The organism is Bartonella sp. B39, from assembly GCF_053795145.1.
Window position 1 is genome coordinate 424,635 of record NZ_CP200036.1, and the last position, 22,801, is coordinate 447,435.

General features: G+C 35.1%; 15 protein-coding genes, 1 tRNA gene and 1 pseudogene. 10 read left to right on the top strand and 7 right to left on the bottom strand.

The genetic code is table 11. The features are described 5' to 3' along the window. The first annotated feature begins 171 nt into the window (after positions 1–171). Positions 172–2,838: a pyruvate, phosphate dikinase gene (gene ppdK / locus V4P57_RS01895; RefSeq protein WP_455466517.1), complete on the top strand. Its 2,667-nt coding sequence runs from the start codon at positions 172–174 to the stop codon at positions 2,836–2,838. A 398-nt stretch (positions 2,839–3,236) separates the two neighbouring features. Here the strand turns inward: ppdK and V4P57_RS01900 are convergent, their stop codons facing one another. Further along, the gene (locus V4P57_RS01900; protein WP_455466519.1) at positions 3,237–4,082 is read right to left on the bottom strand and encodes a peptidoglycan-binding domain-containing protein; all 846 of its coding nucleotides are present in this window, start codon (positions 4,080–4,082) and stop codon (positions 3,237–3,239) included. Between the two features lie 965 nt (positions 4,083–5,047). Between V4P57_RS01900 and V4P57_RS01905 the strand changes: the two genes are divergently transcribed. Continuing rightward, a complete protein-coding gene (locus tag V4P57_RS01905) occupies positions 5,048–5,404 on the top strand; it encodes a DUF5330 domain-containing protein (protein ID WP_455466520.1) in 357 nt (118 codons plus the stop codon). 129 nt (positions 5,405–5,533) lie between these two features. Beyond that, on the top strand, positions 5,534–5,944 hold the full coding sequence (locus tag V4P57_RS01910; protein ID WP_455466521.1) for a SufE family protein: 411 nt from the start codon (positions 5,534–5,536) through the stop codon (positions 5,942–5,944). 104 nt (positions 5,945–6,048) lie between these two features. Here the strand turns inward: V4P57_RS01910 and V4P57_RS01915 are convergent, their stop codons facing one another. Further along, the gene (locus V4P57_RS01915; protein ID WP_006925549.1) at positions 6,049–6,486 is read right to left on the bottom strand and encodes a MucR family transcriptional regulator; all 438 of its coding nucleotides are present in this window, start codon (positions 6,484–6,486) and stop codon (positions 6,049–6,051) included. 892 nt (positions 6,487–7,378) lie between these two features. On the opposite strand from V4P57_RS01915, the gene V4P57_RS01920 reads away from it, so the two are divergent. Then, positions 7,379–9,475, top strand: a complete 2,097-nt coding sequence (locus V4P57_RS01920) for a S9 family peptidase (protein WP_455466522.1) — start codon at positions 7,379–7,381, stop codon at positions 9,473–9,475. Between the two features lie 75 nt (positions 9,476–9,550). Here V4P57_RS01920 and V4P57_RS01925 read toward each other — a convergent pair whose 3' ends face one another. Further along, a complete protein-coding gene (locus V4P57_RS01925) occupies positions 9,551–10,153 on the bottom strand; it encodes a superoxide dismutase (protein ID WP_455466523.1) in 603 nt (200 codons plus the stop codon). 1,013 nt (positions 10,154–11,166) lie between these two features. On the opposite strand from V4P57_RS01925, the gene V4P57_RS01930 reads away from it, so the two are divergent. Continuing rightward, positions 11,167–11,241 (top strand) — tRNA-Gln (locus V4P57_RS01930). Between the two features lie 2,508 nt (positions 11,242–13,749). Here the strand turns inward: V4P57_RS01930 and V4P57_RS01935 are convergent. The 4 genes from V4P57_RS01935 to V4P57_RS01950 all read right to left on the bottom strand — a co-directional run bounded on the left by V4P57_RS01935 (position 13,750) and on the right by V4P57_RS01950 (position 18,451). After that, positions 13,750–14,535: a DUF1499 domain-containing protein gene (locus V4P57_RS01935; protein WP_455466524.1), complete on the bottom strand. Its 786-nt coding sequence runs from the start codon at positions 14,533–14,535 to the stop codon at positions 13,750–13,752. Positions 14,536–15,154: 619 nt separating this feature from the next. Beyond that, positions 15,155–15,694 (bottom strand): DUF1254 domain-containing protein, encoded by a 540-nt coding sequence (locus V4P57_RS01940; RefSeq protein ID WP_455466525.1) that lies wholly within the window; start codon positions 15,692–15,694, stop codon positions 15,155–15,157. Further along, the gene (locus V4P57_RS01945) at positions 15,687–16,283 is read right to left on the bottom strand and encodes a DUF1214 domain-containing protein (protein ID WP_455466526.1); all 597 of its coding nucleotides are present in this window, start codon (positions 16,281–16,283) and stop codon (positions 15,687–15,689) included. The genes V4P57_RS01940 and V4P57_RS01945 overlap by 8 nt, the downstream gene beginning before the upstream one ends. A 17-nt stretch (positions 16,284–16,300) precedes the next feature. Further along, on the bottom strand, positions 16,301–18,451 hold the full coding sequence (locus V4P57_RS01950; protein ID WP_455466527.1) for a transglycosylase domain-containing protein: 2,151 nt from the start codon (positions 18,449–18,451) through the stop codon (positions 16,301–16,303). 316 nt (positions 18,452–18,767) lie between these two features. Between V4P57_RS01950 and V4P57_RS01955 the strand changes: the two genes are divergently transcribed. The 5 genes and pseudogenes from V4P57_RS01955 (at position 18,768) to ccmE (ending at position 22,799) form a co-directional block, all read left to right on the top strand. Further along, positions 18,768–19,004 (top strand): hypothetical protein, encoded by a 237-nt coding sequence (locus V4P57_RS01955; protein WP_455466528.1) that lies wholly within the window; start codon positions 18,768–18,770, stop codon positions 19,002–19,004. Positions 19,005–19,022: 18 nt separating this feature from the next. Further along, a complete protein-coding gene (locus V4P57_RS01960; RefSeq protein ID WP_455466945.1) occupies positions 19,023–19,691 on the top strand; it encodes a response regulator transcription factor in 669 nt (222 codons plus the stop codon). Beyond that, a complete protein-coding gene (locus V4P57_RS01965; protein ID WP_455466529.1) occupies positions 19,688–21,100 on the top strand; it encodes an ATP-binding protein in 1,413 nt (470 codons plus the stop codon). Before V4P57_RS01960 ends, V4P57_RS01965 begins: the two co-directional genes overlap by 4 nt. Positions 21,101–21,389: 289 nt before the next feature. Beyond that, positions 21,390–22,126, top strand: a pseudogene (locus V4P57_RS01970) (tetratricopeptide repeat protein). 193 nt (positions 22,127–22,319) lie between these two features. Beyond that, on the top strand, positions 22,320–22,799 hold the full coding sequence (gene ccmE, locus V4P57_RS01975) for a cytochrome c maturation protein CcmE (RefSeq protein ID WP_455466530.1): 480 nt from the start codon (positions 22,320–22,322) through the stop codon (positions 22,797–22,799). The last annotated feature ends 2 nt before the right edge of the window (positions 22,800–22,801 follow it).

The window sequence follows — 22,801 nt, forward strand, 5'->3', positions numbered from 1 at the left end:
CAGAAGATGTGTATTAATATTTGTGGTTATTTCCCTATTGGGAAGATTGGTTTTGTGCATTTATGAAGCAATATTTTCTTTAGTTTGACCAATTATGAAGCGAAGCATTACTTGTGATGGTGAACTTAGAGATCAAATGATATCTTGATGCTGATAGAGAGGGCTTGTGCTGTGACAAAGTGGGTTTATAGTTTTGGGGATGGTAGTGCAGAAGGAAGTGCGGATAAGCGAAATCTTCTCGGTGGCAAGGGAGCTAATTTGGCGGAGATGAGTAATCTTGGCTTGCCTGTACCTCCCGGCTTTACTCTTACAACAGAAGTTTGTAATTTTTATTATGCACATGACAAATCATATCCAGATGAATTACGGGGAGTTGTTAAGCAAGCACTAAAACGAGTTTGTGAACAAACAGGGCGTGAATTTGGTAATGAAAAAAGGCCACTTTTACTTTCTGTTCGTTCAGGTGCTAGAGCTTCTATGCCAGGGATGATGGATACAGTACTTAACCTTGGTATGAATGATGAGACTGTAAAAGCAATTGCTTTACAAGCCAATAATGAGCGCTTTGCTTATGACAGTTATCGTCGTTTTATTCAAATGTACTCTAATGTGGTTCTGGGATTAGATCATTCGTATTTTGAAAAAATTCTTGATGATGCAAAAGTACGCAATGGTTATACTATCGATACAGAAATGACAGCGGCTGATTGGAAAGATGTTATTATTTCTTATAAAGCATACGTTGAAGAAAAGTTAGGGAAACCTTTTCCACAAGATCCTGAACAACAATTGTGGGGAGCAATTGGAGCGGTTTTTTCAAGTTGGATGACAGCACGCGCAGTCACTTATCGTCGTTTACATGATATTCCTGAAAATTGGGGAACAGCAGTGAATGTACAAGCGATGGTGTTTGGCAATATGGGTGAGGATTCAGCAACGGGCGTTGCTTTTACCCGCAATCCATCGACAGGTGAGAAAGAACTTTATGGCGAGTTTTTAGTGAATGCGCAAGGTGAAGACGTTGTGGCAGGCATTCGAACTCCCCAAAATATCACAGAAAATGCGCGTATTGTTGCAGGTTCAAATAAACCATCCTTGGAAAAAATTATGCCGGAGGCTTTTTTGAGATTGTGTCGGATCGCACAGAAGCTCGAACAGCATTATCGTGATATGCAAGATCTCGAATTTACAATTGAAAAGGGTAAATTGTGGATGTTGCAGACTCGTTCTGGAAAACGAACGGCACGTGCGGCTCTAAAAATGGCTATTGAAATGGTTGAGGAGGGGTTGATAAGCCGAGAAGAGGCGGTAATGCGCATTGATGCAAAATCGTTAGACCAACTTCTCCATCCCACACTTGATCCCAAGGCAGCTCGTTTTATTATTGCCCGTGGTTTACCTGCTTCTCCGGGGGCGGCAACTGGTGAAATTGTTTTTACTTCGGAAGAGGCAGAAACAGCAGCAACAGAAGGGCGCAAAGTGATTTTGGTACGCATAGAGACAAGTCCAGAAGATATTCATGGTATGCACGCAGCAGAAGGAATTTTAACGACGCGCGGTGGCATGACAAGCCATGCTGCTGTTGTAGCGCGTGGTATGGGAAAACCGTGTATTTCTGGTGCAGGGAGTGTACGGATTGATTATAACACAAACACGATGTTTGTTTCAGGACAAAGCTTTAAAAAAGGTGATGTCATAACAGTTGATGGTGGTAGTGGAGAAATTTTTAAAGGAAAGGTTGCGATGTTGCAACCTGAGCTTTGCGGAGATTTTGCAAAATTGATGGAGTGGGCTGATGAGATGCGGCGTCTCAAAGTTCGCACCAATGCTGAGACACCGTCTGATGCACATATGGGGCGTTCCTTTGGGGCTGAAGGTATTGGTCTGTGCCGTACTGAGCACATGTTTTTTTCTGGGGATCGTATTGTCGCCATGCGTGAAATGATTTTAAGTAATGATGAAAGCGGGCGTCGTAAAGCACTGGATAAGCTTTTGCCAATGCAGCGCTCAGACTTTGCTGAATTATTTAAAATTATGTCTGGTTTGCCTGTTACTATCCGCTTGTTAGATCCTCCACTCCATGAATTTCTACCAAAAACCGATGCAGAAATTCTTGATGTTGCAAAGGTTATGGGAGTTTCTGCTGAAGTGCTTGCTGAACGTGCGCAGCAGTTGCACGAATTTAATCCTATGCTTGGGTTAAGAGGATGCCGTTTGGCTATTACTTATCCTGAAATTGTCGAAATGCAAGCGCGAGCAATTTTTGAAGCAGCAGCAGAAGCTGCTCAAAAATCTGGGTCCCCTGTTATGCTTGAAATTATGGTACCACTTGTTGCACTTAAATCTGAGCTAGATTTTGTAAAAGCACATATTGATCAGGTTGCTTGTGAGGTGATGAAGGAAAAGGGAAGCACTGTTCAGTACATGGTTGGGACTATGATTGAGCTTCCAAGAGCGGCTCTTCGAGCGGATGAAATTGCAGAAACTGCAGAATTTTTTTCGTTTGGAACAAATGATCTGACGCAAACTACTTTTGGTATTTCACGGGATGATGCCGCTCCCTTTTTAGCAACGTATTTTCAAAAAGGACTTTTGGAACAAGATCCTTTCGTATCTATTGACCGTGATGGAGTAGGAGAGCTTATTGCCATTGCTGCACGGCATGGACGCTCAAAGCGTGCAAAAATTAAATTAGGAATTTGTGGTGAACACGGAGGGGATCCTGATTCTATTAATTTGTGCGAAGAAAATGGTCTGGACTATGTTTCATGTTCTCCTTTTCGAGTGCCAATTGCCCGCTTAGCAGCAGCCCAAGCTGCAATAGTAAAAAAGATATAGAGGTCTTTTCGTTGTGTGGATGCATAAGAGGTATATTTATTCCCTTCCTAAATATTTTTATTCACATATTCACTTCTCTTGTTGTATGTAAGCGATGTTTATTTTGGTTTATGATAAGGAGAGATAAGGGAATTTCTATATAAGGTATTTCCTTCCAAATTGCCAAAATGATGCGTTATCTTTATAAGTCAATATATTGATTGTGGTGCACAGAGTAAATTGTATGTACTCCTCATTTTTTCGTAAAAAGGAAAAAGAAGTTTTTAGGATATGCAGTGAGTTGTATGCATGAAAGAGAAGAAAATATGCCTTTTATGTGTTGATAAAAAAAGCATAAGACAGAATAGTACGTTACCGCCATATTTTCATTGTTTGCTTTGTGAGATAGAGGTTTGCTCTTAATTCAACAAGCCAACTTCATACATTTTCATCAAAACTGCGTGATCAATTTTACCTGTTATAGGAAGGTCAAATATTTTTTGAAACTGTTTTAAGGCCTCTCTTGTCTTTTGGTCTTCTACGCCTGAGACAATGACTTCCTGATTGCCAAAAGTGCGTAAAGCTTTTTGTACTTGTGTAATATCTGTAGCAAGAGGTTTTAAAATAGTTTTTTTTGAGCGCGATATATCTTTTGTCTTTGTTGTCTCATTTGCCATTTCCATTTCACTCTGCTTAATTAATACCGCAATTTTATCGGTCGTGGGGTTAGGTAAAATATCGTTTTGTATCTCTTGAGTAGCTTGTTGTTTCCATAGCACTATGGCCTGACGCATTTTAGGTCCCTCTATTCCATCTAAAGGGCCATCGTAAAGTCCTAGTTTTGCGAGTTTCTTTTGCATCTTTAGTGTGCTTTCTGATGGAGAATGCGATGATGAGTTTTTATGTAGATGGTTTGAAAAAGGTATGGAAGTAACACGAGAAACTGCGTGAAGTTTTGCTTTTTTTTCGAACAAAGGAGAATTTTGCTCTATATCTGGGGCAAATGTGAATTTCATTCTAGTAAAGATATCCTTATGTATTATCATTTGTAAAAATAAGGCATTAAATGAAACAAATCCAAAACTAATTATAAACAAAAAAGCTCCCGCAAAAAATAAAGTATTTTTGCGCGTATAAAAATAAAGCGTTTTTGCTATCCAAAAAAGAAAACGACCACTCAAAAGAAAAAACGTTACAACAAGGCTACTATATTGTTTACGTTTTTTCACGGTTTTTGTTCTGCGTGTCTTTGGTTTTTTTGCCATTATTTTTATTTTTTATTCCAATTGCAATTGTTTACTACAGAGAAATGAATAGAAATGATTCTCACTTCCAGTGAAAGGGAGACGCATCCATATTATCGCTCTCTCCTTACAAATTGTTAAATAAATAAGTTTGTCATATACACATATAAGCTGATAAATGAACAATAGCTCTCATGCAGCTTTCTTAGTTTTATATTCTATAGCATTTTTAGTATGTATAAAAAGAGCTGCCAACTATGTGATAACCTTTTGCACTTAATAAGTCACACCACCACATATCATCATTTAAACGGAAAGTGCTACGTCATTTCCTCATTCTTTTCGCACACATATTTGGTGGTATTTGAAATCAAATTGCAACACATTCGCTCATCACGCTGTACAGTTGAGAGTAGGGTGTATTTATTTCAATATTTTACATATAAAGAGGATAAAACTTCTGTACAATGTGGTGTACTAAGCATAATATTTCCCAATATCTTATATATTTTAGTATAAATATCCCCTACTAATATTAAATAAATTTTATAAATGTTAACAGAAGTGATTTTTTTAATATTTGCAATAGAATAAGCTAGCTACTTAATCATTATAGTTTTACAACTGTAATTTCTTTTAAAATGTAAAATTATACTATTTTATTGTACAATATTCTAATCTTCGCGCATTACCATGGTTATTACCTATAGTTTTTTCTTTTTTAATAGATTTTCGCTCATTATATGTAATGAGAGTGTAAGATTACGTATCTTCAACACTCTTATTTTTTACTGTGTAATTTTAACGCTAATTTTATAATCGAAAAATAATGTATCTCATTTTTGTACAGCTCCATCATGCAGCATGTAAATTTGCTAAACAGATGTTCAATTTCATAACATACTAATTTTATAAATTTTTTATAAAGAAGAAGAGTATAGAATGCCACTTTTGTTTCATTTACAACTGCAGTACATTGGTTGCCTATGATACGTTTTTTGATTAAATCGTCACTATTTTTGTTTTTTATTTTTATTATCATTTCATTGTTTTTAGCAAAGCCGAGCAGTAATCATTTCTCTTCCCAAAGAAATAGCGAGGCAACAATGAGCGATGTAATTATTGCTTTTAAGGAAACTTTAAATGATTTAGGAACATTCTGTGATCGTAATATAGAAGCTTGCAAAGTTGGAAAGTCCTTTTTAAATTCACTTGGTGAACGTGCATATCATGGCGCAAAAGCAGCTTACGAATATTTAGGACGTATATTGGAAGAGAAGAATACAGTAGCTTCTTCAAGTGTTACTCCCAAAGTGGAAACACAAGAACCCACACAGAAATAGAAACATATAGTATTATCCTGAAATGAATTTTTTAACGTTCATCATTGGGGTTATGCTAAGAAGAATAAGTACTTATCTATCAACCAATTGCGTTTAACATGATCATCAAAAAAAGACAGGATTGAATTTATGGCAGAAACGATCGATAATATTATAGAAAATTTTTCATTTTTGGATAGTTGGGAAGATCGTTATCGTTATGTGATTGAACTTGGTCGCGAATTACCACCTTTTCCTGAAAGCGCTCGAAACGATGCTCACAAAGTGTCTGGCTGTGTTAGCCAAGTATGGCTTCTAGCCTCACGTAATAATTCAGAAAATCCAACATTAACATTTCAAGGTGATTCCGATGCCCACATTGTGCGCGGGCTTATCTACATTCTTCTTGCCTTCTATTCAGGTAAAAAAGCCTCTGAAATTCGTAATGCTGATGCTGAAGGACTCTTTGAAACACTTGGTTTAAATGAAAATCTTACACCACAACGATCAAATGGTCTCAAATCAATGATTGAACGGATTCGTAACGAAAGCTACGTATAAAACTGAAATCCCATAGCAAAAACTATAAAAAACCTCTACAGAAAACACGCCTGCCAAAAACACATTTATGTGTCAGAGGTATCTACTTTTTTGCAAAATTGCAATTACTTGTTTTTCTTCCGTTTGCTTTTGCGGCCAAGTCCCATTTCTTTTGCCAAAGCTGAGCGTGCTTTTGCATAATTAGGTGCCACCATAGGATAAGAACTGTCCAACTGCCATTTTTCACGATATTCTTCTGGCAACATTCCATAATGTGTCATGAGATGACGCTTTAAAGATTTAAACTTTTTCCCATCTTCAAGGCAAATGAGATAATCCGGAAAGATTGAACGTTTTGGGTTAACGGCTGGCCTTTGCTTTTCAACTTCGACTTCTGTTAATTCTACATTCCCCGCTTTACGAAAAGCGGCATGAACATCAGCAATTAAACTTGGCACTTCAGTCGGTCGGATAGAATTATTACTCACGTAGGCAGCAACAATATCAGCAACCAATGTAATAACTAAATTGCTTTCAGTCTCTAAGACTGGGCGATGTTCCATTCTTGTTTCCTTTAATTTAAAATTGAGTAATTTAAAATCGAGATACGGCATATATACTCATAATACAGAGATCGCATGCACGTAGGTTTCATATTGTACAAAAATCTTTTTTGTCAATTCAATTATTCTATAAAATCGCAAAAACACAAAAAAATCAAATAAACACCCCTTTTTAGTCATAATATTCAATAAGAAGAGCTAATTTCTTACCTGTTATAATATAGTATTATTATATAAAACAGCATGTATGATGCAAAATATTATCATAAATATAAAAACTTATATAGCATAAAGTTATTTCTTTTACAGATAAAATATAAATAATAAAAATATTATATATAAATTAATAGTTTTATTTTAAATATTTATTATTTATTTTAATTAATTTTAACTTTATTAAATAATAATTTATTATAATATAAAAATTATCTTATAATTTTTTTTAATTTAAAAAAGTATATTTAATAAAATAAAAAATATATATACTAATATAAATATAGTATCATTGATAAATACATAATAACGTACCATAATGATACATGAAGTACTTTTTATTTACATTACATAATAGCAACATTATAGGTATGTTAATAAAATAAATTTTATTGTATATATCCAAAAGCTATTTCTACTGTTTGAAAAAAAAATCAATTTTGCTACAAAATAGCCTTATTTCCTTGACCTATTATCTTTCATAAAGGCAGCATTACATGTTTAGAAGGCAATACCTATGATACGCGATGAATAGAAATACAGAGTGCCATTACGGAAACTGTTGTAGCTATATTTTTGTGAGTAAGTGAGTGAAACTTGCAGATTGAAGCGCTTGCATAAGTGGTATGATTCTAACACATAAACAAAACTGTCAACATCTTTTAACATAGGACCGTGTATGACCAGCTCTTCTGTAATTCCCCCAAAAGCATCTAAAATCACTCATAAAGAAACACATCACGGTATTTGTCGTATTGATCCCTATCATTGGCTACGTGCATCTAATTGGCAAGATGTTTTTAAAGACCCTAATTGTCTTGACGCAAATATCCGACATCATCTTGAAAATGAAAATTCTTATCAAACTGCTCAAATGGCTGATACAAAGCTATTACAGGATTTGCTTTTTACTGAAATGAAAAGCCGTATTCAAGAGAATGATAGTTCTGTTCCTATAAAACATGGTCCTTTTGCTTACGGATTCACTTATGTTACAGGAGGTCAACAACCACATTATTTTCGTACACCAAGAAATGGCGGAGAAAAAAACGTTTACCTTAATGGTGATGCTTTGGCTGAAGGTAAAGAATATTTTAATTTTGGTTCAGTTCAAGAATCTCCTGATCATACACATGTTGTCTGGAGTTATGATGATAAAGGATCAGAATTCTACAGAGCTAAAATTCGTAATTTGGAAACATTGTCTGACTGTATGGACACAATCACTGATACATCCGGACAAATCGTATGGGATGCTAAATCTGAAGGTTTTTTCTACACTAAGTTGGATGAAAATCACCGGCCTTCTGAGCTCTATTATCATCGATTAAAAACAGACCAATCGCAAGATAAGCTTATTTTTCGTGAAGATAATCCAGGATTTTTTTTACACGTAAGTGGTTCTAAGCTTAATGACGTTATTTACATTAATATTCATGATCATGAAACGTCAGAGATCTGGTTGATCCCTGCTGAAGCTCCTTTTACTGCTCCCCAATGTGTGCGGAAGCGACAAAAAGGTATTGAATATTCACTCACAGAAGGCGGTGATATCTTTTATATTCTGACCAATCTAGATAATGCAAAAGATTTCAAAATTATGGTAGCGCCATACACATCTCCACAATCAGAAAATTGGTCTGAATTTGTGCCACATCAGCTCGGACGTTTGATACTATCCCACGATGCTTATCAAGATTTTCTGATTTGGATGGAACGTTTTGAAGGGCTTCCTCGTATAAAAGTAATGGAGCGTGCCACTAAGAAAATTCATTCTATTGCTTTTACTGAAGAGGCTTATTCTTTAGGTTTACAAGGTGCTGCAGAATATAACAGTCCAACCATTCGTTTTTCTTATTCATCTATGACAACACCTGATCAAGTGTTTGATTATGAGATGAGAAGTCGCAAACGAACGCTTTTAAAGACGCAAATAATTCCCTCTGGGCATAATAAAGATGAGTATGTAACGCGGCGTATTACAGCAATAGCAGACGATGGTGAGAAAATCCCTATTTCACTTTTTTATCACAAAACTACAGCTCTTAATGGTAGTGCACCCTGTTTTCTTTACGGTTATGGTGCTTATGGAATCTCCATTCCAGCTAGTTTCAATAACAATGTACTTTCTTTGGTTAACAGAGGTTTTATTTATGCCATTGCTCATATTCGGGGAGGAAAAGAAAAGGGAGTTGAATGGTATGAGAAAGGAAAACACCTCTTTAAATACAATACATTTACAGATTTTATTGCTTGTGGGCGCCACCTTGTAAACAATAAATTTACTTCTCATGATCGACTCATTGCTCACGGTGGCTCAGCAGGAGGAATGTTGATGGGTGCTATCGCCAATATAGCTCCACAGGATTTTGCTGCAATCGTGGCGAATGTGCCTTTTGTTGATGTCTTAACTACTATGTTAGATGCTTCATTGCCACTTACACCCCCAGAATGGCCGGAATGGGGAAATCCTATTGAATCAGAAGAGGATTATAAGTTTATTGCTTCCTATTCACCCTACGATAATGTCAAAGCTCAAAAATATCCCCCTATGCTTGTGATAGCAGGATTAACGGATCCTCGTGTAACTTACTGGGAGCCTGCGAAATGGGTGGCAAAATTACGAGACTTAAAAACAGACAATAATGCGATTTTATTGCGTATTAATATGGACTCAGGTCATGCAGGTGCAGCTGGACGTTTTTCAAAGCTAGAAGAAGTTGCATATATCTACGCTTATATTCTAAAAATAGCGAAAAAAACTGTTATTAATTAAAACATCTTTATTTTTTTGAAAGGCTCCAATCGCTTATGCGATTTTGGAGCCTTAATAAAAAATAGAAAACTACACTTAAAATTCACAGTCTTCATAAAGTTTCAAAACATAGTCCCAGTTAATTAAACGATCTACAAAGGATTCAAGATATTTTGGGCGCGCATTACGATAATCAATGTAATAAGAATGTTCCCATACATCGACACCCAAAATAGGTTGAGCATCGTGAACTAAAGGGTTTTCACCATTAGGCGTTTTCATAATTTCAAGCTTCCCATTTTTAACAGCAACCCATGCCCATCCGGAGCCAAATTGTGCGACGGCAGTAGCAATAAAATCAGCGCGGAATTTGTCATAACCACCTAGATCAGCATCAATAGCTTTTGCTAACTTTTCAGGAAGTTTTTGACCACCACCGTTTTTTTTCATCCAAAGCCAAAAATGGTTGTGATTGTAATACTGCGCTGCATTATTAAACAACCCAATATTTTTTCCAAAACTTTTTTTAACAATATTTTCAAGGCTTTCATTTTCTAAGCCTAAATCTTTCACAAAATTATTGGTGTTGGTAAGATAAGCGAGGTGATGCTTATCATGATGATATTCAAGTGTTTCGCGTGACATATAAGGCGAAAGAGCATCATAATCATAAGGCAACGGGGCCAATTCAAAAGCCATTTAAAATCTCCTCGATTCTAATTGTTAAGTTTACTTCACAAATCCAATTTGCCATTTACAGAATTTAAAAGCAAATGTTGAATACCCACTTGCGTTAAATTAATTTTAATGATCGTTCTTTATAAAGGTATTTCTAGATATATGCGCTTAATTAATCAAAATACCATTGATTTATAGCATCCTGCTTTTAAAGAGTTTTTTCCGTCTATGAACTAATAAAAAATATCATTATCTTATTTAAGAATGGTGTACCGCTTCATTAAGAGCTAGAAAGGTGAATTTGGATAGTTATAAGATATTTTTTTGTTTCCCAAAATATCTCTATAAATATCATAAAAGTATCTTCGATGTTTACACAATTTTTCCTGTTCTATTTATGAGTATACACCGCTTTATCATAGTGTTTGTAAAAGAGTGTTAGCGATTATTTTTTCAGATATTATTGATTTTTGCATAGACTTTGAAATTTTATATAAGATCAATGGCACCTGATAGTTTGCAGACATTGATCTTAAATGCACTTATTCATGATAAGCTAATTTATGTTTGTTATGCATTATTCATTTAATCTATAAGTAAGAGGCAGTGCATTATTGTATATTGAACAGCTAAAGATCGATAATATGATTAAAAGAAAAAAATCATCAACACACAAAGCCTGTTTATTCTCCTATCTCATTTAAATGTTTGGATTTGAGTATATGAAGGAAACATGTGATCCATGGTAATCTATAAACACATTACAGTAAGGCATAAAATCTCCATTTTATACTGCCTTAAAATGAATAAATAAAATAGCAGAATACGAAAAATGCAAAATAAATGATAGATTAAGAGCTGTTACTTGTGTTAACTTTATAGGCCAATATGAGTTTTTGTTACAAGTTTTACGTCAAAGCAATCCTAACAAAAAATTTATGATAAAAAAGTAAAAGCTTTGATTTTCAGATATTGCGCATAATCACGGGAATCGCTATAAGGTGCAAAAAATAATTGTGAGCGTGTTTTTCTTTTGGGGTATAGCCAAGCGGTAAGGCACCGGTTTTTGGTACCGGCATTCCCTGGTTCGAATCCAGGTACCCCAGCCAGTTTTTGATGAATTACACCAATTTATAAATTATAAGTTCAAAGATCTTAGATTCTGAAAATCTTATATTTTTTGAATTTTGTTTATTTTTCTACTTTAAGCTTTTTCGTAGTTTTTTGATTGATTTCATGACTAGGTGCTTTCTATCACCTAAGAAAAACAAAATAATAACTATCGTAAGGGCAACGATAGACTAAAGATTTACTGCACGCTGAAAAGGTAAGATGCGATTAATAATCTCCTGATAACAAGTAGAGTTGTTTAATACCTGTGTACAAAACAATGAAAATAAGCTTGAACTCATCAACAATGTAAATGTAATTTTTATAATTTTTTATATAATAATATATTAATTATTTATAAATAAATTTATTTTTTTCTTAAAAACTGTCTTTGACAATTATTTTAAATACATGATGGTATATTTAGAATCTGTTATTATAATGTATTATTTTAAATAGATAAAATGTTTAGTTCAAATTTATAGAGTAATATAATAGATTTTCTTCACTATGAAGGGGATAATAAAGGTAGTTATCTCTATGAAACAAACATAAATGATCTCGTAGGAAGAGGATTAAGTAGAGAAATGGTATATTCTGTCACGGGAGCAAGCCATAGGTTCTGTCTTTGCCGATGAAGTAGTAAGAGGCGCAATATTAGGATCTAGGGATGCTTTGGTAGATAAATTGGATCAAATGCTATATCGGTAAAGCGAAGGAATGCTGTTTCTAATTTGTTAGAAAATAGCTGGAAAGATGTTTCTGAGATCAGTAGTATTGTAAACATAACTTAAAAGCTATAGATACAACTGATTTCAAGTATATTTATTATAATAGATATTTTATTTTTTATTATATTTATCTTTATTGAATCCTTAGTGACAACGATTATATTTGGATTTTTGTTTATACTATATAATATGATTAAATGTAATGATTTAAAGGTAAAAAAAGAAATATTATTAATAACTATATTATTTTATATAATGAATTTTTTCATTATATATAAGATGTTTTTAATAATTATTTATTATATATCGTATAAAATTAAAATTGTTATAAATACCCATTGTATTTATCTTGTAAATTTTATTTTTTTACATAGAGGTTTTCGTTGAAAAAGCGTGAATTGTATCAACATATTTTCAATATGCATAAATAATTTCCCCATTTGCCAGTGGCGCAAAGCAGGCAGGGGTAAAACTAAAACATGGATGTAAATACGCACTCAAATTTCTAATGTAATCCACTTGGCGAAGATAACTCCACTAAGTGCCTCAACCGGCAAAGGCGATATGCTGATTCTAATTTATAGACAATATTTAGAAAGATATCTATGAAGTCAATATTGCTATAGTTGTTGGTTAATAAATGTACTAAAATTAAATGATCGCAGCTATACATAAAACCATCAGGGATATCTGCATTTATATTAATATATATTTTATTTTTAAATTTATTATGATAGACATTTTAAATAGTGTTAAACTCGCGTTTGTTTTGACAATTGTTTATTTTTTTAAATTTTCTCTTATGTTTTTAAAAGCAGAAATTTTAAAAAATATAAAATTAGATTTATTTGAGTTAAATTTATTATTTGTATTATATTATATTGCTATGTATGTGTATATCTATATGCGATCATTGGTAAAGTAGATGAAATTTTTGAATTTATTTTATATAAAAATATTTTTTATATGTTATAATGAAAATTATCATTTATGATGTTTGTCGTGTATATTAGTAATAGTATTATTTACGCTATTAATTGGTATTATTGTTTATGTATTGTATTCAATATTTTTATTTGTATTAATGTATAGATATTACGATTACAATTGGAAAAATATTATTAAGTAATGCTTAATATATTTAAGTTATTATTTTTATCATTTTTTTATTATTTATATTTCATTTAAATATATTATATATTAGTTTTTCATTATATTATTATGTGTTTTGTTTACAAAACCACAATCATAATTTATTGTGACAATTATCGGTGAATTTGTGTGTACTGTACTATTTTTTTCGAATATTTAATGCTTACAGTTTTAGAAAACTCTGTAAAATCTTATCACCGATGATAAATGTGTTTTTATTGTTAATTTTTTCTATAACTATGTGAGATTACATCAGATTAGATAAATATATTTCTCTATCTTGATGGAGATATGATTTTCTGTTTTCATTAGAAAAATAAATCTGTATGGAATGCTTAATTTCCTTATTAGAGAAGTCTTCTTTCCTACCCTTATGATGAGATTTTTGAGCATAAAAATATGCGTAAATCAAGTATGGTATTTAAGTTTAGAATTTGAATTCAGATATTTTATTTACGTGTGATGCGCTAAAAAGAGGCTATAAGTTGCTTTAGAGCAGTCAAGAACACGTAAATTACTTATAGTCGGTGAGAGATGATAATCGATTTGTTCGTTTTTGCACGTCTCAAAATTTATTTTTAAATGAGTTGATTTACTAAATGTAACTTACTACGTTTTGAAGTTTTACTCATCATCTTGAGAAAGAGGGAGAGAAGCGACTTCTGTATCAAGTGCATCCATAAAATCGATAATAAAAGCAGCATTCGTTCCCAAATCTCTTGGCAAATAACGCGAAGCAGAACGCATATCAACAAAAGTTGTATCCCCTTCATCAGTTAAACGAATAACAATATCTGAAATAAAGCCAAGGTAAAAAGTTTTTGCCATTGTTTCAATATACAGTGTATCCTCTTTACCTTGAAACTCTCGTTGCGCTACAACAGGCCAATCATAAGCTGCTAAAACACTGAGAACGGATTTGCGAATACGCTCAGGTGAACCATCATAACGACGTCCTGACATTTCCGGCCATGATGACATCTGTACAGTTGCTTGTTTGGTTAAAACGTTCTTAAGCGGTAAAGCATCGCTGGGACGTGTCGTGCGAAAAAAAGCTGGTGGGTTCTGTGTATCAGTAGAAATATCATGAAGAGCTGGAAAAGAAAACCAAAATCCAAAGAATAATACCAATGGTGTGGCTGTTACCAAAGAATAAATGATACCTCTTAAAGCTTTCATTCCACCCAGAGCACCATACACCCATAAGCTATGAAGTGCTTTTACAGCAAGAAAAAGAGAAACAGCGACACAACAAGCAGAAATGATTATTAACAATATAAAGTCAGTTACGTCAATCACAGAAAAGCGCTGTAAAAACATTGAAAATAACAAAATAAAGAACGCTAATCCGCCAAAACGGGGGGACCATACTGCTGCCCTCGAGACTAACCGAACGTATATCTTCTTCATGAATCTCTTTCCCCTCAACTATGAACCATAAGCAAAACTCTCCTCAGATTTCCTATCTCACAGAAAGCTTCCAGTCATATGACAAAAGTAAAGCACTTATTTTTAAGGTCAAGGATGCTCTATCTCCCATCAATTTCCAATGGTTACTCTCACCAATTCATTTCGGTAACTGATAACACCTTTATAGATTGATTAAATTTTATGAGAAATGATTGTAACGACATAAAAATAAACTCAACTCGCAAGCTTTGCGATGCGTGTGTTTATCCAAAATTAGGGCTCTTACTTTTATATTGCCTTCTGCTTGAAGTTATATTACCTATCCAGCACAATACAATCTAAGTGCGACACAGATCGTCTTTATTTCATAGTTTTTATCAATATATTTATTCATTATATATAATTCTGTAAGCAGATGACTGCTTCAAAACAAGAGCGTTGCACGGATCATTTTTAATGATTTTTATCTTAAGAAAAAATCAGGTGATTTAAAGTTGCAATAAGGATTGCATTCTCATTCTCATATTTAGCTGATTGTGTTTGAATATGACTATTTGGGCACGCTTTTACCCTCTCTTGAAAAATAGAGCTGTTGTATAGACAGAAAGCGGTGTAATTTTCATCCATTGAATATGCTACAGGTGACAGATGAAAAGAAGGCTTCGCTTTCTTTCTTTGCAAGTAAAGAAGGGGCAAAAACGCGTAACAGTGCAAAACCTTCATTCAAATTTTGAGCGATTAAAACTGAATTTGTATTTCTTGTAGACTTTGACTTTTTGAGTTCTATGATTTGTATAGGTTTCCCAATGATAAGATCGAGTGTCGTATCAGGGGCTGTCCGGTCATTAAGATTGTAGAAAATAATTCCCTCGTGTGTGTAGGCAGCGAGTGACCAAAATTGGGTTGTCTTTAAAGCCTTTAAGTGAACAGGGCCATTTTCGAGATTAAATCTACAGACTTTAAGAAGAAAAAAGGGATCAGTAGTCTGCTGAATAGGATTGTGGGCATCCAAGTTAACAAATTGATAAGGATCTCCAGATTTTTTAAGCTGTTTCCATATATTATTTTGTGCCCAATAGGGCGTTAGAAATAAAATGCAAACATGAACAATGATAGCACCAATGCTTGCAAGAAGTGCGGCGTGAATAAATCTAGTCACAGTTTTTTTGTCCTGTTGGAATTTGTTCTACAGAGGGCATCGTAAGCTTTTGTAATGCCGTTGCAGAGATAATTGACGTATCGTACAAAGTAAGAATAAGTCCGAATTCTTTTTGATTGCCTGTTGCAAGCCAATTGCCAATTTGTGGTGTAGGTGCGATGTTTATGCGCAAAGAGCCATCACTTTCATAGGTAATGTTATCGGTATAAAGTTTGAAGGGTATTTCCTTGGATGAAGTATAAGGTTTGAGAGATTTTTCAGCTGTATAAAGGGTAAAGAGACGTGTTTCAGGGATGTGTCCTTTGAGCAAATAATGGCAATGGGAGCGTAGTGGACGCCCATGGTTATCTTTCCAAAGTTGAAAAATAAGCCCTTCTGTACGCCCAATTGAAATTTCGCCTCTTTTGGCAGTGCGTGCGCGGGTATATGGGTCAGTTTTGGCGGTTCCTGCTTCTGGGTAAGCACTCCATTCACCAATTGTAAAACGTCCTAAATTGTTAAAGGAATTGAGTCCATAATCAACACTGAGTGTTCCAAAAAAAATGGAAAAAGTAAAGATGAAAAAGGGAATGACAATGTTAACAAACATTCTAGAATATTTTGAATTCAATGTGTTAAAGCTCCAAGTGCTTTCAATTTCAAAGAGATTGCAGATGTCTTTTTTAAATCTTTGTTAATCAGTTGCACAATATTTAATATTTCGCGGGAGAGCGTATGGGGTATTTGGAGTGTAGGCTCAAAATCACTACGGGAAGAGAAGGGTGGTGGCTGATAAGGGAAGAGAGAGTTTTCGACACCATAGAGCTGTTTGAGCATGATATTTTGGTGTGCAGAGAGCATGATACGGTGCCAGATCATGGCAGGAACACCACCACCAAAAGCGCGATTCATCGGTGAAAAATTATCATTACCCATCCATACAGCTCCCGTATAATTACCGGTGAAGCCAACAAACCATGCATCGCGATAGGATTGTGATGTTCCAGTTTTTCCGGCAACAAGAGTCATGGGTAGCGCGGCACGTTTACCAGATCCTCGTGTTGTGACACCAACCATCATTTGGTTCATATAAGCTGCTGATTGTCCGCTGAGGACCCGGTGTGGTTTATTCCCGTCATGCTCGAAGTCCCACACCACATGCCCATCTGGTGTGCTGATTTGTGTGAAACCATGGCGATTTCCAGCTATACCCCCATTAGCAAAGACATTAAAACCGGTCGCTTGATCCATGGGTGTCATATTGGATGTGCCTAGAACCATAGTTTTGTGTGATAAAATATGCGCATAAATTCCCATATTTTTGATCAGATCTATGATGGGTTGGGTATCGCGGTTAAGATATTGATAGGTAAGATAGACAGGCACTGTATTGATAGAAAAGGCTAAAGCAGTTGCTAAATCGATTTTACCAAGATAACGACCGGAATTATTTTTGGGCGACCAACCTCCCCAATTGATGGGGGCATCTAAGACTATTGTTGAGGGAGATAGACCACGTTCCATTGTGGCTGCGTAAACATAAGGTTTGAATGAAGAACCAGGCTGTCTTCCTCCTTGTGTTGCTCTGTTAAATTGGCTTTTACTATAATCCAATCCTCCAACAATTGCACGCACAGCTCCGTTATTATCGAGTATGACTGTAGCAGCTTGTGTTACGCGGTATTGTTGGCCGTATTGGTGTAAATGATAGGCGACGGATTCCTCTGCAGCTTTTTGAATATCTGGATCAAGGGTAGTTTGAATGATCAAACTATGGCTTGGAAGCTGGTCACTCATTTTTTTGACTTCGTCGAAGACCCAATCAAGAAAATAATCAGGCTGACTATTTTTTATTTTTTTCAGAGCGATGGCAGGATGGCGATGGGCGTTGATAATTTGGCTCTCAGTTATAAATCCGCCATCAACAAGGTTAGAAAGGACCACATTGGCACGTGTTTGAGCGGCAAGCAGGTTATTATGAGGAGCATATTTGCTTGGGGCTTTGAACAGTCCTGCTAACATAGCGGATTCGCTAAGGGATATATTGCGTATATTTTTACCAAAATAAAATTTTGCAGCTGCTGCGATACCAAAATTATTTCCTCCCATATATGCGCGATCAAGATAAAGTTGCAAAATCTGTTTTTTGCTAAAATTTGCTTCGAGCCAAAGGGCAAGATAAGCTTCTTTTATTTTGCGTGTTATGGTTCTTTCATTTGTTAAAAACAAATTTTTAGCCAATTGTTGTGTAAGGGTCGAACCGCCTTGAACCACATTTTTAGCTTGCATGTTTTTTGAGATTGCCCGCGTGAGACCATGCAAATCAATGCCCCAGTGATCGAAAAAACGGCGGTCTTCTGTCGCAAGAACAGCTTTAATAAGATAATCGGGCATCTCTTCAACAGGAACAGATGCAGCTGGTGATGCACCACGGTGACCGATGGGATTTCCGTACCGATCTAGAAAAAGGATGGAAAACTTCTTAGGAGAAAACCAGTCTTTTTTAGTTAATTCAAAAACAGAAATACCATTTATGGTGAAGAGAGTAAAAGCAATTAATCCTAATGTCATTGTTTCATCAAGAAATTCGACAATAAATCGTTTCCACCCTTGTATATGAAAACACTGTGAAGCTATTTTTGCCTCGTTCCAGAAGAAACTGTTGGTAGAGCGGATGCGATAAAGTGCAGTGTCTAACCATGCATCTAATTCAATGAGTGCAGGACTACGAAATGGCTTATTATTTTGTGCTTTCTTTTTTTTAAAAAAATGAAACATTTAAAAGAGAGCCTGTAACAAAATGATAGGACGAAACAAATCTCTCATGATTATATGGAGTGAAAAGAGTTTTTTGCTATAGTGTCAACAGAGAAAGAATTTATTTTGGAATTACGACAATTAAGTCCTTGTAGATTTTCTTTTCCAATTTTTGATGTGATCTTTAAGAAGATTTTATTTTAAAACCATTAAAGCTCGAGGGAACATCCACGCGTTATTTTGTTGCATAGAGATCATGTATTGTTCCTGCGTGATTTTTGAATGGACAAAAACATTATTCATTTTATATTCATCTACAGTAGATTATAAAATATTTATGATAAAAAAATCTTTTTTATTTATAATGACAGTGGTTCTTTTGGGAGCAGATTCTGTTCTTGCTGCTGATTGCGCCGAAATGGGTAAGAAAGTGGCTGTCCAAAAAAGTGGGGTGTTAGTACGTTCAATCCCCATTATTCAGGATGGAAGAAATATGTGTGAGGTTGTGGTCATTGTGCCTGCCCATGGGGGTGAAAAGTTGCGCCGTGTTGAAGTTTCTGTTCCTCTAGATTAGTATTTAGCAGATATCGTGATGCGTATTTTAATTGTTGAAGATGATAGAAATCTCAATCATCAATTAGCAGAAGCTGTGAAAAATGCGGGATATGTTTCAGATAGCGCTTTTGATGGTGAAGAGGCTTACTTTTTAGGAAGCACAGAGTCTTATGATGCGGTGATTCTCGATATTGGTTTGCCACGTCTAGATGGGATTCGTATTATTGAAAAATGGCGCAAAGAAGGGTATTCAATGCCTGTTTTAGTGCTAACAGCGCGAGATCGCTGGTCTGATAAGGTACTTGGCATTGATGCAGGTGCTGATGATTATGTTGTTAAGCCATTTCATTTAGAGGAAGTGATGGCGCGGTTGCGGGCGTTAATTCGTCGAGCTGCAGGCCATGCAACGAGCACGTTACACTGCGGAGAGGTTTTATTGGATACTAAAACGTCTCGTGTTTTTGTTAATGGTCAGTTGATTAAATTGACATCATATGAATTCAGGCTTCTTTCGTATCTCATGCACCATTGCGATAGGGTGGTTTCAAGGATGGAGCTTACCGAACATCTTTATGATCAGAACTTTGACAAAGATTCGAATACGGTTGAAGTTTTTGTAGGACGGTTACGTAAAAAGCTTGGGGTGGATTTAATTGAGACTATTCGTGGATTAGGCTATAGAGTGAAAAAGCTAGGTGATCAATGAGAGTTCTAAAAAATAAGGGCTCGCTTAGGGGAATGATTTCTCTAATTGTTAGATCTCTCAGCTTGCGTGTTATGATTTTATCAACATTATGGGTTGTTATTTCGCTTTCATTGATTTCTGCAGTCAGTATTTTATTTTATCGGCGTTCAAGTGAAGAAAATCTAGAGCGTATCCTGTCTACTCAACTGTACAGTCTTATTGCAACAGTGACTGTAACACCTGATGGGAACTTGAAAGGAAGTTTTGGAATTGATGATATTCGCTATTTAGATCCAACATCGGGATGGTATTGGGAAGTCGTTTCTGTATCATCTAATCTACAAGGAAGACTGACATCTCCATCATTAGGAACTGAGAGAATATTTTCACCCAGCGATGTCGATATACCTTTTGACAACAAATTTTTTCGTTCTTACCGGATAACGGGAAAAAATGGTCAGAATCTGCAAGTGATTGAGAGTGATGTTGTTCTTGATAATCAAAATCATGTTGCGCGTTTTCGCCTTGTTGGGAATATCGATGAAGCACATGCACAAGTGCAGGAATTTAAGCGGACTTTACAAATTTTTTTGTGGAGTTTTGGTATAGGGAGCGTTCTTATTAACATTGCTATTATGTTCTTTAGTTTTCAACCGTTGAAACTTATCCGACAAGCGTTGAGTGATATTCGTGAAGGCAGGGTTAATTACGTGAATACGGATTTAGTAAGCGAAGTTATGCCGTTAGCACAAGAGATGAATGCTCTCATCAATAATAATCAGCGTATTATTGAACGGTTTCGCACACAGGTTGGTAATCTTGCACATTCATTGAAGACACCTTTGTCAGTGATTGTGAATGAGATTGATAAGATGTGTGGAGAACAGGCTCTTTTATTGAAAGAGCAAACGCAAATAATGCAGGACCAAATAAATCATTATTTACAGCGTGCTCGGATTGCCGCACAATGCGACAGTGTTGTTTATCACACATCAGTTCGCACAGTGATTGATCGTTTGGTGCGGGTTATGGAAAAGCTTAACCCTGAAAAACAGTTTAAATTTGTTATGGATGTTAATGATATTGTTTTTTCTGGTGAAAGAGAAGATTTAGAGGAAATTGTAGGAAATTTGATTGAGAATGCTGCTCAGTGGGCTCTTACAAAAGTTCTAATCTCCTGTCAGTTAGAGGAAAATGTTGAAGAAGCAGAATGTTTTAGTATCCTCATAGAAGATGATGGTTCTGGTTTAACAGAAGAACAAATTGATGAAGCATTAAAAAGGGGGCATCGGCTTGACGAAAGTAAGCCGGGGACAGGTTTAGGGTTAGCGATTGTTTCAGATATGGTCAACGAATACGGTGGAAGTCTTTTATTATCGCGTTCTAACTTAGGTGGGTTATATGCAAAAATTGTATTACCAAAGAAATGAACATATTTTATTTCTATGCAGGGCATGTATATATTAAAATTTGTAGGAAGGAAGTAATGTTTGTGCGTATAATACATGAAGTAGGGAATGATTTCAGGATTTTGAATCCGTATCTATCTGTCTATAAATGAGAATAGAAAAATAAGCTTTTTAGAAAAATTTATGATAAAATTCATAATTTCATATGTGAAAAAATAGTGTTCTATCATTTTACATCAATGTTCTAACGAATGAGAGAGGTAGGATAATTGATTATGCTTTTTAATTCTTGTGTTGGTACCAAAGTGATATGCTATTGTTAATTTTGGTTGCATTTTTTTTATTTTGTTGACGATTTCTCTTTTTTTCTCGTTACATTTTAACTGTAAATTTTTTCAAAACAAGAGCATTTCAGCTACTAATATTTACAGAAGTTGTACGTGTTTTGTTGAATCTGATAAGTCTTACAAGCGTTGTAAAACTATGCGAACTATTAAAATTCTTAGTATTTTGTTTGTTTTTCTTATGACATGGAGCATTTACGCTTTAACAGGAAATCCAGAAGTTAAAAGTTATTTTTTTAGTGCGTTAATGGATAAGGATCCAAAGACGCTTAGTAAGCGTGAACAACTCGTTCGTCTACAAGTCCTTTTCTTTCGTGCACCTCATGATGGCAAGCTAGCGGATGCGTTGGCAGTAGGATACCTCGAGGAAGGTCAATTTCAGGATGCAGTGAATATGTATTTAGATGCGCTTCGCTTGAATGGGGAAACGGCTCCAAGGCTTGTTGGATATGGGTTGGCATTGGTTGGTTATGAGGGCGGAATGATTACGCAAGAAGCACAAAATGCTTTCCAAAAAGCAGCGGATTTAGCGCCACAAGACTTTTATCCTCGTTTATTACTCGCTGAAGCACTTAGCCAAGAGGGTAAGTATGCACAGGCAGTACAGTTTTTAGAAAATTTTCTTGATAAAATGCCTAAGGATTTTGTAGGGCGATTGCGCATTGAAGCGAAGATAATTCAGTTCCGTGATTTATCCAAATAGAATACTCAGAAAGTGAGTATGGACAGTTTAAGAGTATTAAAATCAGGAGATCATCACTCGGGGAAGAGAGATATTGGATAAGAAGTTGCACCCGTATACAAGATGTGCGAAGCTCTGACTAAAGATAAAGCACAAGAATAATGAATGAATGTTTATACAGCGCATTTATAAAAGTATTTTTCGTAGAGTATCTATGAACAGTCAATCTTTCGAGAAACCTCCTTCATTGAAGGTTATTTTAAAGCAGCGAAAAAAAAACCGATTACTAATGATTTTCTTATGCTTTTTCGTCGTGGGAATTGCGATAAGTCTTATTATGTATGCAATGCGCAATACAGTCAGTTTTTTTCGAATGCCATCTGAAATTACAAAAGAAGATATTCTAATGGGGCGCCCTTTGCGTTTAGGAGGTTTTGTTGAGAAAGGAACGGTTCAATATCTTGGGAAGATGAAAGTTACTTTTTTTGTAACGGATAATGCAAGACACGAAAAAGTTATTTTTGATGGTATTTTACCCGATCTTTTTCGTGAAGGACAGGGAGTTATCGTGGAAGGGTATTTCGATAAACGGGGGCTGTTTATTGGTAAGCGCGTTTTGGCAAAACATGATGAAACTTATATGTCTAAAGAAACAGCTGATCGCTTGAACAAACATAAAAGTGTGGAGAAATAATT